At 33.2% G+C, this 14,898-nt stretch carries 18 protein-coding genes; 9 read left to right on the top strand and 9 right to left on the bottom strand.

Annotated features, from left to right (window positions below; genetic code table 11):
- Window positions 1-301: 301 nt before the first annotated feature.
- From AB0A59_RS06980 to AB0A59_RS06965, 4 genes are all read left to right on the top strand, one after another.
- A complete protein-coding gene (locus tag AB0A59_RS06980; RefSeq protein ID WP_458747355.1) occupies window positions 302-475 on the top strand; it encodes a CDGSH iron-sulfur domain-containing protein in 174 nt (57 codons plus the stop codon).
- Window positions 476-630: 155 nt separating this feature from the next.
- Window positions 631-1,092: a hemerythrin domain-containing protein gene (locus AB0A59_RS06975; RefSeq protein ID WP_458747354.1), complete on the top strand. Its 462-nt coding sequence runs from the start codon at window positions 631-633 to the stop codon at window positions 1,090-1,092.
- A gap of 193 nt (window positions 1,093-1,285) precedes the next feature.
- Entirely contained in the window at window positions 1,286-1,438 is a 153-nt protein-coding gene (locus AB0A59_RS06970) for a hypothetical protein (RefSeq protein ID WP_458747353.1), read from the top strand.
- 973 nt (window positions 1,439-2,411) lie between these two features.
- Complete coding sequence (locus AB0A59_RS06965; protein WP_458747352.1) at window positions 2,412-2,834, top strand: hypothetical protein; 423 nt, start codon at window positions 2,412-2,414, stop codon at window positions 2,832-2,834.
- Window positions 2,835-3,474: 640 nt separating this feature from the next.
- Here the strand turns inward: AB0A59_RS06965 and AB0A59_RS06960 are convergent.
- The 4 genes from AB0A59_RS06960 to AB0A59_RS06945 form a co-directional block, all read right to left on the bottom strand.
- On the bottom strand, window positions 3,475-3,630 hold the full coding sequence (locus AB0A59_RS06960) for a hypothetical protein (protein ID WP_458747351.1): 156 nt from the start codon (window positions 3,628-3,630) through the stop codon (window positions 3,475-3,477).
- Window positions 3,631-3,804: 174 nt separating this feature from the next.
- A complete protein-coding gene (locus AB0A59_RS06955) occupies window positions 3,805-4,023 on the bottom strand; it encodes a hypothetical protein (protein ID WP_458747350.1) in 219 nt (72 codons plus the stop codon).
- Window positions 4,024-4,204: 181 nt separating this feature from the next.
- On the bottom strand, window positions 4,205-5,077 hold the full coding sequence (locus AB0A59_RS06950) for an NAD(P)-dependent malic enzyme (protein WP_458747349.1): 873 nt from the start codon (window positions 5,075-5,077) through the stop codon (window positions 4,205-4,207).
- A complete protein-coding gene (locus AB0A59_RS06945) occupies window positions 5,055-5,408 on the bottom strand; it encodes a hypothetical protein (RefSeq protein ID WP_458747348.1) in 354 nt (117 codons plus the stop codon). Before AB0A59_RS06945 ends, AB0A59_RS06950 begins: the two co-directional genes overlap by 23 nt.
- 367 nt (window positions 5,409-5,775) lie before the next feature.
- Here AB0A59_RS06945 and AB0A59_RS06940 point away from each other — a divergent pair, with 367 nt between their 5' ends.
- Window positions 5,776-6,174 carry a rhodanese-like domain-containing protein gene (locus tag AB0A59_RS06940; RefSeq protein WP_458747347.1) on the top strand — a complete coding sequence of 133 codons (399 nt, stop codon included), beginning with the start codon at window positions 5,776-5,778 and terminating at the stop codon, window positions 6,172-6,174.
- Between the two features lie 339 nt (window positions 6,175-6,513).
- Here AB0A59_RS06940 and AB0A59_RS06935 read toward each other — a convergent pair whose 3' ends face one another.
- Entirely contained in the window at window positions 6,514-6,978 is a 465-nt protein-coding gene (locus AB0A59_RS06935) for a hypothetical protein (protein WP_458747346.1), read from the bottom strand.
- Window positions 6,979-7,174: 196 nt separating this feature from the next.
- On the opposite strand from AB0A59_RS06935, the gene AB0A59_RS06930 reads away from it, so the two are divergent.
- The 3 genes from AB0A59_RS06930 (at window position 7,175) to AB0A59_RS06920 (ending at window position 10,953) form a co-directional block, all read left to right on the top strand.
- Entirely contained in the window at window positions 7,175-8,230 is a 1,056-nt protein-coding gene (locus tag AB0A59_RS06930; protein WP_458747345.1) for an alcohol dehydrogenase, read from the top strand.
- Entirely contained in the window at window positions 8,227-9,642 is a 1,416-nt protein-coding gene (locus tag AB0A59_RS06925) for an NAD-dependent succinate-semialdehyde dehydrogenase (protein ID WP_458747344.1), read from the top strand. Before AB0A59_RS06930 ends, AB0A59_RS06925 begins: the two co-directional genes overlap by 4 nt.
- A 66-nt stretch (window positions 9,643-9,708) precedes the next feature.
- Window positions 9,709-10,953 carry a patatin-like phospholipase family protein gene (locus tag AB0A59_RS06920; protein ID WP_458747343.1) on the top strand — a complete coding sequence of 415 codons (1,245 nt, stop codon included), beginning with the start codon at window positions 9,709-9,711 and terminating at the stop codon, window positions 10,951-10,953.
- Between the two features lie 335 nt (window positions 10,954-11,288).
- On the opposite strand, the gene AB0A59_RS06915 is transcribed toward AB0A59_RS06920, so the two are convergent.
- The gene (locus tag AB0A59_RS06915) at window positions 11,289-12,395 is read right to left on the bottom strand and encodes a Rieske 2Fe-2S domain-containing protein (protein ID WP_458747342.1); all 1,107 of its coding nucleotides are present in this window, start codon (window positions 12,393-12,395) and stop codon (window positions 11,289-11,291) included.
- Window positions 12,396-13,136: 741 nt separating this feature from the next.
- Here AB0A59_RS06915 and AB0A59_RS06910 point away from each other — a divergent pair.
- Window positions 13,137-13,430, top strand: a complete 294-nt coding sequence (locus tag AB0A59_RS06910; RefSeq protein ID WP_458747341.1) for an SLC13 family permease — start codon at window positions 13,137-13,139, stop codon at window positions 13,428-13,430.
- A gap of 148 nt (window positions 13,431-13,578) precedes the next feature.
- On the opposite strand, the gene AB0A59_RS06905 is transcribed toward AB0A59_RS06910, so the two are convergent.
- The 3 genes from AB0A59_RS06905 to AB0A59_RS06895 form a co-directional block, all read right to left on the bottom strand.
- On the bottom strand, window positions 13,579-13,821 hold the full coding sequence (locus AB0A59_RS06905) for a VOC family protein (protein ID WP_458747340.1): 243 nt from the start codon (window positions 13,819-13,821) through the stop codon (window positions 13,579-13,581).
- A 415-nt stretch (window positions 13,822-14,236) separates the two neighbouring features.
- The gene (locus tag AB0A59_RS06900) at window positions 14,237-14,449 is read right to left on the bottom strand and encodes a VOC family protein (protein ID WP_458747339.1); all 213 of its coding nucleotides are present in this window, start codon (window positions 14,447-14,449) and stop codon (window positions 14,237-14,239) included.
- Between the two features lie 258 nt (window positions 14,450-14,707).
- Window positions 14,708-14,842, bottom strand: a complete 135-nt coding sequence (locus AB0A59_RS06895) for a hypothetical protein (protein WP_458747338.1) — start codon at window positions 14,840-14,842, stop codon at window positions 14,708-14,710.
- Window positions 14,843-14,898: the final 56 nt, after the last annotated feature.

Below are 14,898 nucleotides of genomic sequence, written 5' to 3'. Positions count from 1 at the left end.
GGGCAAATCATTGAGTGCGATCAATTTATCCTGCAAGCAATAACAATTATTGATATTAGTTAAGCAACCCGTCTTTTGTCTTTGAAGTTGAAAATATTGAATCTACATCTAGGTATGTTTAGCCAACCATTGTAGATAAATGAGAATCAGGGCATTATCAAACAAATAATTTATTTCCACTACAAAAACAGCCTACAATAATCTGTGGTAACTAAAGTAAATTGCACATTATGATATTGTTATTTGTTATACAAGGCAGAAACAATATTCTTTATATATTTATACCATAATACAATAGAATATGGCTAGAGTCGAAGCTAAATGTACCGAAAACGGACCCATCATTGTAATGGTAGATGATAAAACCTTTACAGTGTTATGCAGATGCGGGGGTTCTAAGAATAAACCATATTGTGATGGTACACATACAAGGATAGGTTTTAAGGCAGAATCTAAAGATATTCAGATTTTATAATCTCATGTAATCATTTAATCATACTGACATCTTTTTATTTTGAGATTTATACTATTTCATGGTATTTAACGAATTTGAAATAAACCGATAATAAATGTAGAGACGAGTTTTAAATTAAGTAGTCTTATTAATATATATTATTAAATAAAATACATATGGCTTTTAAAATCAATTTTAATGAATCTATTCCCGATATGATTGATAGACTAAAACAAGAGCATATAGAATTTGGATTCACTTTAAACAATATAGCTAGATATAATGAAGAGAATAACATTACAAAAGCAATTGAAACTATACACGATCTGAGCGATTCGGTAATCAAACATGCTGTTGAAGAAGAAGCGAGGATAATGCGTGTTATAATGCACAATGCAAAAGGAGAATCTACTGATTCTATTAAAATAATGCAGGAACATAATTGGGTTGTAGATTTTATAAAACATAAAATACCAGATATAGAAAATAATTTTTACCAACAAAGTAAACAGGATAAACAATATCGCCAAAAAGTTCAGAATGAAATTAATGAATTTGTTACAAATCTGAGGAATCATTTTTCTGAAGAAGAAAAGATAGTTTTTCCTCTTGCGTTAAAAGCAGATATGCAGATATGAAATAAATAAAATTGAAATCGAATCTTCCCATCAACAACTACAATAACAATAATCACAAAGTGGCTCAAAAAGAAAACCTAAACTTACGAAAGTGAAAACCACACAGAATGGGAAGATCATTAGTATCCTTTTAGATAGAGTCTGGAACGTAACTGATAAGGATTAGAAAGGTCAAATTGGAGATAGTGATTCAGTGGCTATTAGAAATGATGTAATGGCATATGTTACGTTGAAAGGCTATTTGTTAGTGAATAACATATCTTTATCAAATGTAGAGCAAATCGCAATTCAACTTAGTATTCATAATACAATGATTACTTCGCCGGCTGAAAAATTAGAAAAGTAGCATCGACCAAACCATGAAGTATGTGAAAAACATGTCAAAGGAAAACTTTACTATGGAGATATTCACTAATTATTCTAGCTACACCTCATAAATGAATAATTAGGATTTAGAAGTTCAAACGCCACACGCATCCTTGCCATCAAATCCAGTAAATCGTATCCTCTAAGGAGCTCGCATTTATTCTATAGTAGCGAACACATTATCATTTATTAAAAATTATTTACTGAAGATAGTAACGTCAATCTTAAACCTGTCAACAACTTATAAATACATTGGATGCGTCTCAAAACAGATGTCATCTCTTTTCTTACATAAGAGGAAATTAGAGGATAATCGACAAGAGCGAATCTATAACAATAGATTGCATTTTAGAAAATTAAAGTATTTCTTGATTTGCCAGAATTGCTTTTGGATGGCCTCGACTTTGTCCGTTTTACCACATGAAAACGATGCATATTTAAAAAAATGCCCCGTTTGCAATGATAGAATTAATATGTTTTTGATTGACAATAGATATTCTTATAGATAAGGCAATTGATTACAATGACAAATAGATTTTTGTAACCAATACCGGATATTATTTATACAACCGATAGAATTCGTAATCACGAATATGTTGATTGGTCGACAGATTTTTTCTATGGAAAAGAAAAAACTTTAACCGGTCCATTGCATTTTTGTTGTTTTGAATTAGAAAGTGTTTCGCCACTGTACCTCCTGCAGATAGCGCTCTAGAAAACAATATTTGTATGATTGCAAATAATTTGGGGTTTTATATTCTGAGCATTTGAATGCTTTTAAAAAATATAACTAGCCCATATGGTGTAAAAGATCCAAAATAATAAAATATTATATTAGAAGATATTAAAAAATATATACAAGATTGTAAAATTAATTAAATTATTGAAGAGGATTTCATTAATACCATACAAAACATGAATATAATTATATACTTTATTCTCTATTCTAGAACATGCATAATCAAACCCAAAATAACAATCATGGTGAAAATGACTTAACTCCACATGATGTAATTTCTAACGCATCTCGATTCAATAAACAATTTATTAATAAACAGTTAGCGGGTCCTGTTACCGTAAGTGTTGGCAAGATGTTAACTGTAATGGGACAACAACATAATACCATAGGTATTTTATCTAATATCCTGGGAGAAAGTCATGGTGATAAGGAATTACATGATATGCATAATTCAATATTTGGAGGTTTAGTAGATGGCAGTGGTACCGGTAGAAAAGGTATGGAGCTTGAGGAAGTTTTAGCCAAAATAACTGAGTTCATAAATCAACAAAATCAAGAAATTCAGGAACTCATTGTTAAAATTAGCCAAAATATACAGCATAATGAAAATTCAGTGAAATCATCTTCAACTAAATAGTAAAGTATCTTTTTGACTAAATATTTCAAAAATCAATTTGAGTTTTACATTCATTGTAAATGGAGCCTTAATCTAAGTAATCAAATTTTTAGATAAATTTGTAATATTGCACGTCTCATACTATCTGTACCGTATCCAAAGAGAGAAATGTGACTGTATAAAAGAGTCGCTTGAGGTTATACCGAGTTTAATAACGATCATCCGTATCAATCGATAGTAAAATATGGAATCACCCGCACCTTGTAGATTCATGAAACTAAATTATTACATCCAATCTCGATGTAAGGACAGGGTGATAGGGCCAACCGTGCAATATCTCGATGATAAGATATATCAGATTGGCGATTACTATCGACTATAGTACGAGAACTGAATTAAAACCTGTAAAATAATGGTTGGATTTGTTTGCATTTAGTTATAATAAAATTTCATGTCAATATTACAAAGGGAGGTAATGTGTTAAATCATGTCAAATCAAAGAACCCTGCACAGCCCTCAAAGCCTAGGTCTACATGTGTCTGTAATTTGTCTTTTTAATATTTTACACTTACTGTTTTGAATTGTTTACTATCAATAAACAATGATAGAGATAAAATGATTACAATGACTTCGCTTGATTAAATTCATTTAGTATCATCCTTTAACTGGTCGCATTTTCCAATTTTCCTATTAGAGTATCTATATAATCATTATCCATATTTCCTTCAAGACTTTCCAATGGACATGCATCTTTAGAGAATTGCAAAAGTACTTTTAAATTCTTTATATCAGTTGCTGAAAAATCAACTTGAACCATATGATATATTCAACTTATTGTCTATTAAGGATAATGAAATCAAAAATTCAGTAATTGATATAATGACCTCATCTGTTTGACTATTATTATTTATATTCTAACCACTCACAAATAATTACATCAGATTAATTTTTTGACTACAAATTCTACAAATGGAAAGGGCAAGAAAAGATATTATTCTTTACTAAAACCTTCTTTGTGTATCCAATAGTATGAAACCTTATCAGCACCAATCCAAAAGGTTTCAGTTCCAGCATCAATTATTATTTCTTTTGAATTGTCATCAAATCTTACATTATGTTTGTGCAGTTCAATTTTTTCATTATTGTCCAATCTTATCATTACCTCTCCGTTTTGGTCTAAACAATTTTTTATATTTTCATAATTTGCCATCTACTAATAAGAGAGTCTTCCTTTTTAAACCTTGTTACCATCTAATTAGAATTGTCATTTATCGACAAATGAGAAAGTTTGGAAAGATGATGGATGGTTTTTTCGTCTCATGTTTACTATACAATCAGATAGATGATAGGAATTCTTTAGCCGATACCTGTGTGATCGTAAACTGATTGTATTATATTTCAGTTTTATTTTCTATATGACTTTGTATTGCATTTCTTAATGTATCAGTAACAATATGAATAATCCGGGGATCATCAACTTTCGGTATTATATAATCTGATTTTAACTGTTTATCATCGAGTATATTTGCTATGGCTGTAGCAACGGCTACCAGCATACCTTGACTTAGAGTATTGATTCGAAGATCCAAAAGAGCGCGCAGTATTGATGGGAAAACAACCGCATTATTAATTTGATTTGCAAAGTCTGATCTACCAGTAGCAACAATTCCAGCGCCTGCTTCTAAAGCATCAGGAGGTAGAATTTCAGGATCAGGATTACTTAATCCAAAAACAATTGGATCCGGATTCATTGTTTGTATTATATCTCTATTTATCAATTTACCTTTTCCAGACACCCCTATGAATACGTCTGCCCCTTTTATAACCTCAATAAGACTTCCACTTAATTTCATAGGATTCGATTTCTCTGATATCTCTCTTTTATATGGATTTTTCATGCCATCAGTCCGATTTTCATATAATGCTCCAATACTGTCAGTTACGACAATATCTCTGCATCCTGCTTCTGTTAGTATTCTGAATATTCCATATCCAGCTGATCCGGCTCCTGCAATTACCACTCTTATTTTGTCTATCTTTTTTTCTACTAGTTTAATCGCATTTAATAATCCTGCCAAAGCGATTATTGCTGTACCATGTTGATCATCATGGAAGACCGGTATTGAAAGTTCTTTCTGTAGTCTTTCTACAATCTCCAGTACTTTAGGTGATTCAATATCCTCTATATTTATCGCACCAAAAATTGGTTGAATGGATTTTACTAATTTAATTATCTCCTCCTTATCTTTGGTGTCGATACACAAAGGAAAAGCATTTACACCGCCTAAAACTTTGAATAGTACCTGATTTTCCTTCCATGACTGGGATTGCCGCTTCCGGACCAACATCCCCTAGTCCCAATACTCTGGTCCCATCACAAACAATAGCAACATTATTCCATTTTGACGTATAATCAAATGCTAAATTTTTATCTTTACTTATGTCTCTGGCTACAAATGCCACACCGGGAGTATAAATAAGGTCAAGCACATCGTTCTTTCCTTTAAAAGATTCATTTAAGGCAATTGTATTGTGAATTTCGATTTTTCCCTTTAGTGTTCGATGGAGATTTATTGCATCTTCTTCTAGGCTCATTTAAACAATCAAATCAATATATCAGAGTTATAGTATATACATTCCTATATAGGAGAATAATAGATTAGGATCACTCGTCTTTTTGCATATGCTAAATTAATCAAAGTTCTGTATTGTTTAGAAATGAGACACAGGAATGCAAATATCAGGCTGATGAATTATATATCGCGCCTATTTCATTAATTAAAATTCCTAGAAAAAAGAATTTCATAAGGTGAAGTCAAAAGTGACTTTAATGGTTAGCAAATACTTTAAAGTGGATAACTTTCCGTACAATTATGATGCATTTTTTCAATTTGAGTGTTTTTACTCGAGTAATCTAGGCTTATGGAAATTAAATATAGTTATAGTATGGTATTGTGTGTTAATGACAAATAGAATAGCACCTAAAGACTTGCAGAAAAAAAGGGACGAACCAGGCAAATATATCATAATTGATGTAAGAGATGGAGAGGAGTTGGAAGAACAAGAGGCTGATGGCGGAAATAGCAATATATTCGGAGCTGTCAACATCCCGTTTACAAAGCTAATAAGGGACTCAAAAAATGGTGATTTGGATAGACTCAGACAAGTTCCAGTATATATTTACTCTACAGTGGGTAAAAGAGCAGACATCGCAGCAGATGAGCTTAACAAACAAGGATTTAACGCCTTTAGTATTGAAGGAGGATTTGTAGCATGGAAACAGGAAGTAGAAGGAAGACAAAATGTTGTTAAACTTAGAGATTTCAAAGAAATCTATGATGAAAACGTTAAACAAAAATAGGTCATGGAAAGAAAATCCTTGCACCGTGATTGATTGGTTGAGGCACAAAATAAATAATAAAAAGTAACACAAATTATCTAGACTTTTACAACAAGGGTTAAAAATACAGATTAATGAAATATGAATTATACTAAAAATAGTAATTCGCCAAAGAAATTAATTAACTTCATGATATTTTAAATCCTGTTTACAGAATCATAATTAAAAGACTATTTGGAAATTAATGTCGTTAATCATATGGAAACTATTGTGTTTTGGTCTACCTCATGTACGTTTATCAACAACTTTCGGGAAATATCATTGCCATCCTAGCCAGTAGATTATCCTAAATCAAAATACTCAGAGGGAATTCATGAAATCTCTGAATTCAACAGAATGAATTTGATTCGTTTTATCCCATACTTTATTAAATTTTGGTATAGTCATTATGGTTTCAGCAAGACCTTTCCATCGAAACCAAATGTCAGTGTCAATAACATCTCTTTTGTTAAGCGAGAACAAGAATTCAAATAAGTCCAGAAATGCCACTATGATATAATATTCGTCAGGATTATCAACTAAAGAAAATCGTTCTACAAAAACAGGACTTTCCTTAGCCATCTTGGTAAATGTTTCGGTGTTTTCAAGTTTAAGCCTTGCCTCCATTATTCTAGAATAAATCTGCTGTTCACTTTGCATTTTCAAATTTTTTATCCACTGTTCACTTTGCTTTTGCATATTTTTTCTTAAAATTGAAAAATTTACTATCGCCACAACAAAAAGTCCAGCGACTATCATAAGAGAAATTAAGGGCACATACGTCAAAAATGAATCCATTTATATCATGATAATAAAATAAAGTATATTATTTTTTAACATAAACTTGAATATTGAAAACATAAACCAACTATCACCAAGATTAAATGGTCAACATTCACAAAAAAATAAATCCAGCCATATCCTTGAATTTCCATTATTTTTGTTTATCATTATTTATATGCAGTAACTTCCTAACATCAATATGAAATCTGCAAGAATTGTTAAACCACATGAACCTCTGGAGGTACAACAACTTGATATTCCCGCACCTATGGGGCCACAGGTTCTTGTTAAGGTTCATTCTTCCGGAGTCTGTCATAGCGATATCCATCTGTGGGAGGGAGGATATGAAGGCATTGATGGACAAATCTTAAAAACCACAGAAAGGGGAGTAAAATATCCGTTGACTCCAGGTCATGAAATAGCCGGCACAATAGAAAGTCTAGGAGATCAAGCTGAAGGATTCATTAAAAATGAAAAAGTTATTGTATATCCATGGATAGGTGAAGGCTTATGTCCTGCTTGTAGAAGTGGGGAGGAAAACCTTTGCGATAAACCGAGATCGCTAGGAATCTATCTAGATGGAGGCTATTCACAGTTTGTTTTGGTACCCAATTACAAATATCTAGTAAAAATAAATGATGATTTGGATATGGATGCAGCTGCAACGCTGTCATGTTCTGCGCTTACTGCATATGGAGCAGTAAAGAATGCGAAACTAAAACCAAATGACAATGTAGTGATTGTAGGTACAGGAGGATTAGGCTTGATGGCCATACAGCTAGCAAGAGCTGTTACTGGTTCTAGGATAATTGCATTGGATATAGACGACAACAAATTAAAAAATGCAAAAGATAGTGGTGCCAATGATATAATCAATTCAAAAAAACAAGATTCTGTAAAGACAATAATGGAATTAACCAACAATCTTGGTGCTGATGCGGTAATTGATTTTGTCAATACATCAAAAACAGTAGAGATTGATATGCAATTTCTTAGAAGAAGAGCAAGAGTAGTTTTGGTAGGACTATTTGGTGGCGAATTGAGATTAGGTCTTGTAAGTATGCCAACAAGAGCGTACCGGTTAATTGGATCATATACTGGAACTATAAATGATTTGGTAGAATTAGTTTCATTGACTAAAAGAGGAGTAATAAAACCGCTAATTTCAAATCAATTTAAACTTGAACAGGCAACACAAGCATTGACGATGTTAAAAGAGGGCAAAATTGCAGGAAGAGGTGTAATAAATCCATGAAAGATTCTGCAGCAGCTTCAATTATGGAATTTGATACAATAAATCCTGCAACAGAAGAGGTTATCAATCATTACGAAAATATGACCAAAGATCAGATAAACGACAAAGTAAAGAAATCCAAAAGTGTATTTCAAGAGTGGAAAAAAAATTCAAACAAAAGAATAGACTTTCTCCATGCTTTCTCTAATGAATTACGAAAAGATAAAGAAAATCTTGCTAGGACCGCCACAAATGAAATGGGTAAAGCAATAAAAGAATCTAGATCCGAAGTTGAAAAATGTGCTTGGGCAATGGAGTATTACGCAGATAATGGACAGATCCTTTCTACCGATGAAGTTATTAATACAGATGCTAGGAAAACAATGATAAAATTTCAGCCCATTGGAGTAATCGGCAGTATAATGCCGTGGAACTTTCCCTACTGGCAAGCATTAAGATTTGCGGCACCTTCACTAATGGTTGGTAATACAATTGTACTAAAGCCATCTAGTGCTACTATGCAATGTGGAATCAATATAGAAAATGCTTTCGATAATATAGGGGTACCAAAAGGGGTGTTTCAAACACTATTAGGTGATTCTAGGATTGCAGAGTCCCTGATTGATTCGGATATTAATGCTGTAACCTTTACAGGGAGTGTACCTATAGGTGCAAAAGTTGCACAGAGGGCCACATCTCAAGTGAAGAAAACGGTCCTAGAGTTGGGAGGAAGTGATCCTTTCATTGTGTGCCAGGATGCCGATATTGAGAAAGCATCCTTAGGTGCTATAAAGGGACGCTTCATAAACTGTGGTCAAAGCTGCATAGCTTCAAAGCGTTTTATTGTAGTTAAAGATATAGCTAACGATTTCATTGAAAAATTCGTTCAAAAAACTGAAACGCTTAATGTAGGCGATCCACTATCAGATAATACTGATATAGGGCCTCTTGTAAATGCTCGCAGCCTAGAGAAAATAGATTCTCAGGTTAAAACCTCAATTAAAGAAGGTGCTGAAGTTCTCACTGGAGGGAAACAGGTAGGGAATAAAGGTTATTTTTACAGACCAACAGTTCTCAAGAATATTAAACCAAAAATGTCTATAGCTCAGGAGGAGGTGTTTGGACCAGTAGCTCCGATTATAATAGCTAACGATGATGCAGAAGCCATAAGAATTTCAAATGATTCAGAATATGGTCTTGGAGCAAGTATATGGACTCAAGATTTAGATAGAGCAGAAAAGCTTTCGAGTGTTATCGAGTCAGGAATGGTATCTGTTAACAATGTTGTAGCTTCAGATCCTAGAGTTCCATTTGGTGGATTAAAAAAAAGTGGTTTTGGAAGGGAATTGTCTAGGTACGGTATGCTTGAATTTGTAAACATAAAATCAGTCAGATTTTATGATCAACTAATTCACAACCATCATGTAGAGTGAGAACGAGAATGACAAGTAAAAAAGTAATACTAAGTAATTACATGTCTAAGGAGAGAATATTTGACTATGTTTGACGATACCATTGAAAATGTACTTATTCTTCAAGGTGGTGGTTCTCTGGGTGCTTTTGGCTGTGGTGTCTATAAAGCTCTTGTGAAAAATAATATCAATCTAGATGTGATTGCAGGCACCTCCATTGGTGGCATAAATGCTGCGATAATAGCTGGCAGCAAAAGAGAGAATAACACAGATCAGCTCTTAGAGGATTTTTGGTTGGAATTATCTGAAGGCTTTATAGATATCGATAAACTTTCCCCATTTTCTCCTTGGAACTGGTATATGAAAACATTGCAGATATCTTCCAAGTTTGACTATTATCCCTTTCACTCACCTTTAGCTACAGCGGTTGCAGGAATAAAAGAAATCTATTCTTCAGATAGAATGGAAATGGAGGTAAAAATAAAACAAATAAAGTCCTTTTACAGTTCTGCCATTTTTGGAAATAGTAAAATGTTTATTCCCAGGTGGGCACCAGAATACGCTTTAAAGGATTCAGAATATTTTACACCACAAAAATGGACCTTTCTATACGATCATTCGCCTATAGCAAAAACCTTAGAAAGATACATTAATTATAACAAATTAAGACCAGAAGGAAATTCTAATGCACGCTTAATTTTGACAGCCGTAAATGTTTTAAACGCACGCCCTTTAACATTTGATAGCTATAAAGAGCAAATAACTGCTACACACATACTTGCTACATCGGCCTATCCAGTATATAACTTTCAGTGGATAAAAGTAAAAGATGGAGTCTTTGCATGGGATGGTAGTCTACTGAGTAACACCCCATTAAGAGAGGTTATAGCAGCTTCTCCGAAAAGGGATAAAAGAATATACATTGTAGAAAATTATCCAAAGAACATAGACAGTCTGCCAAAGAATATGCCAGAGGTTTATCACAGGGCTAGAGATATTATGTTTTCTGATAAAACAGAACATAATGTACAAATGTCCAAGGTAATATCAAGGTATTTAGATTATATTAAAGAACTTTATCAAATAGTAGAAAATAATGTTGACAAATTGCAGATAGATGAAAAACAGCTCAAGAGAATACGTCAAAAATATAAAATATACAAACAAGATCATGGAGCAGAGATTAAAGAAATTTACTATGTAAAACGTGAAGAACCATATCCTCATATGTCCGAAAATGCAGATTTCTCACCTCACACAATCAAGAATGCGATTAAGGAAGGAGAAGAAAAGACAAACGAAATTATAAAAAATAAAAAGACCTCTAAATGAAACAAGCTGAAAGACAATGAATATTTAATTTACTTTATCTTTTTGGCAAAATCATATTTCTCGCATATACTACAAATAAATAAAAGTAAATCTATTTAATTCGAAACGAACTATGGAAATAGATTGGTAAATTTCTCTTAGTTATGATTTAATGGCATTTCTCATCTACACTAATAATAAATTGTTTTCATCTCAATCTCATCTTTGAAGATAATCTATTATAACAAAAAGAGTACAAAAAAGAACTAGTAAGGAGTTAATTACTGTCGTTACTATTTAATCATTTTTAAACTTCATAATTCCATCAGACCATGATGTTTTTGTCATCATTGCTTTCAATAACCCGTAAATTCTTCTACCTTGATCTTTTCTTTAGAAATTTTTAATTCTTCCTGTAATAATGATTTCATAGCATTCAACATGCCTGGAGGACCGCAAATGTAGAATATCGAATTGTTTAATAGAGAATTATCTAGGTATTTTAAAATCATTGCTTTATTTATTCTTCCATATTCACCTTTCCAACCATTCATAACATTTGATTGATTCTCGTCATGTTTGTCCTCGCTAACAGTATAGATGATCTTCAGATTTTTGTTTAACTTTGTCCATTCATCAAACTCTTTTCTGAAAAGAATGTTATCTGGATCTCTATTGGAATCGAACATTACTATTTTCAGGGATAGTTGTTTATCTGTAGCATACTTTATCATACTTCTAAAAGGAGTAACACCTATTCCTCCGGAAAGAAACACCGCCGGTATAGAATGATCATCATGTAGCACAAATTGTCCCTCAGGACCCCTAACCTTGACTTTGGTCCCATCCTCTAATATTGAAAGTCTTTTTTTATATGGAGAATCTCTCATCCTTGTTGTGAACATTATAAAATCCTCTGTTGGCGAAGATGAAATGGTAAAATGCCTGATCGGACCTTTTGGATCATTATTGACACCACCGATGTCAAAAAAGGCAAATTGACCTGCAGTATAGTCTGATAGCAGTGTTGCTTGGCTCTCTTCTATAGGATTATTCTGTTTACTAAACTTAAATGACATTACATCGGTTCCCTCCACTTTAATTTTTTCTAATAATTCTAGCTCAGGTATGGGCGGTAATTTACTTTTACCTCGTATCTTTATCAAGATGTTGTTACCCTCTATTTGTACTTCATACGCAGGTTCTGGTTCGTTTGCTGGTGGGCTTGTTACTTCTCCTGTTCTTACATCGAATTTAGAATTATGCCAAGGACATTCGACTTCATATCCCTCAAGAGTACCATCTGCTAGAGGGCCCCCTTCGTGAGTACAAATACTACCTATGGCGTAATATTTTCCGTCAACATTAGCAATACATACACTTTCATCGTTAACTTGAACCCCTTTCATTTGTGATGGTGGTATGTCTCTAGTATCAGCAACTTTAATGAAACCTTCGCTCACTTTCGTTCAGGTTTACTATGCATTACAATTTGTATAAGAGTTCCTATTTCAACATCCCAAAATTTGAATTTTATACTATTATTATATATTTTAACATTGTTTTTACCGAATTTGATGCACTTTATATCTGGATATACTAAAAAGACGAAGTTAATTACCAAAATAGCATACGAATCAAAACGCATTTTATATCGATATGCGAAGTAATCATTGAATCCGGCAATATATTACCCATCATAGGTACCACCTACTATGAGATGATTAAATTCGTCTCCAGATTGGGGGCCACGTTTTACCAAGTACAAGTCTCATATGACTTGCGATTAACTCTGTAGAACTACAATGAAGTTACCCAAATTTTTCATAAGAGCCATGAATTCATATTATTGTAATAAATTGAGGGAATGGAATTCACATTATCATAACGGTTTAATAATGTTACGACCTAATACCACCTATGCAATGCCACAGTTGTAAAGAACACTTCCACCCTCAATTAAGGCATAATAACCCTGAATTTAATGATGATGCAAAATTATGGCATAGATTATATTATCAATATTGTCCCAATTGTAAAACTTTTCAGGTGTATCTTTATGAGTATACAAATAATGATATAATCTATCCTATGGGAACAGATTTAGAAAATAGATTAAAATATTTAGGGGGAAGTCATTCTGATAACGAGCCAGGAGTTTAAACTTTAACCCGGATGATGCCACATTTAGAGAACCCGCTGAAATGATAAGTAACACAGCTACGGCAGCGTTATTGTTACCCATTGCAGCATCACTTGCAGTTTCAACGGATATGGATCCTATATTGTTAATGGCTCCGGTAGCTATAGCAACAAGTTTTGGATTCATAATGCCTCTAGGTACTCCTCCAAATGCAATAGTTTATTCAACTGGGCATATTACGATGGGAAGAATGGCAAGAGCCGGGATTCCATTAGAATCTTATTTCGATAGTGTTAGTAACCATAATGACAAGTATTCTTGTTCCATTTGTATTTGGATGAATCGATTCGATTAAATATTTTAAAAGAATATGATGATAAATTTCGTATACAAGATTAATAAAATGCGAAACTGTTTTCTCATTATGACTGCTAGTTCTTTGTAAAATGGTTTGCAACTATTATGCAGATTGACGATGAATGTTAATAGGTAGAGTAATCATTTTATTGCTTTTCAGAGCCAATATTTCCGTTAGAAGGTGTCTTAAGTGAAGGCAATGTCTTTTGGATGTAGATCCTTTTCGGTTCCAACCATTTTGGTAAGGCAAGTTTATTTCCCAATCCCGCAGATTCTTGATCTACCAGAAAGCCAGGGGTATCGGTTGCTATTTCAAATAAAACATCTCCCGGATCTTGAAAATAAATCAAATTATAGTAGACGCGGTCAATGACTGGCGTAACATCCAATCCAACATTAACTATTCGATTACGTATTTGAGCCTGATTTTCGTTTGTAGTTGTTCGCTATGCAACGTGATGAACGTTGTCTGGACCCCTTGTTCCTCGATGACTATATGGAAGACATATTATGTCTACGATTGATGGAGTAGAATTAATGGGAGTTTGAACTTTTTCTCGGCCAACATTTTCATTAATTTGAAAACGAACTCTATTACCTTCATTTACTATTCTAGCAAATCCTAGTTTTTGAGTTAAAAGAGAAAGTATTTTTTCAAATCCTTCTAAAGAAGAGTAATTGAATGTAAACCTCTAATAGCATGATCAAGGGGTATTGAGCCACCCTTCCACGCATTTATTTTTTTATTTTCTGCTTCTTTACTGGCCACCAGTTCTAGTTTTAACCCGTCATGATCAACAAATGTTATAATTTGCTCACTGTTAAATCGTTTTGTTGGTCCTCTATGAGGATTCCTTTATCTATAAATCTGTTGATCCAATAATTAACTGAATTTTCAGGGATCAAAAAAGATATCGTATCAACCTGTCCTATACCTCTCCATCCTTGTTGTACATGCTCCAACGGGGAAAATGTGATAATACTCCCTGCTCTGCCTAACTCATCACCATAACACAAATGATAGTTTGTAGGATCATCAAAATTTACTGTTATCTTTACTAATCTTGATCCTAAAATACCTATCTAAAAGTCAATATTCTTTTGAGGATCACGGGCAATGGCCGTAACATGATGTATTCCCAGATGTCTTGATAAGATTTTTCTGAACTCATAGTGCATTCTCTTACTTAATATCCATTCCATGAATATAAACAAGCCCGGTTAGGAGAAATTGAATGATATTCAAGCTTTGACAGGTTTTAACAATAATACAACTCATGTCTCATGCGTTTCTCCACTTAGAACAGCAGATTCTGGTACATTTACAGAAACCAAATACATTGCTGTACCAATTTTTATGCTACCAAAATCATACCATTTATTATGACCTTCTGCTGGTCCCTTCTCCATTACTAGGATGAATCCTTATCAAAGGGTTTGTCTGTGACCTGCACTTTTAATGTCCA

This window comes from Candidatus Nitrosocosmicus sp. T (assembly GCF_054408485.1).
The sequence above is the reverse complement of the archived record's forward strand: the minus strand, read 5'-3'. Positions and strand labels throughout refer to the sequence as shown.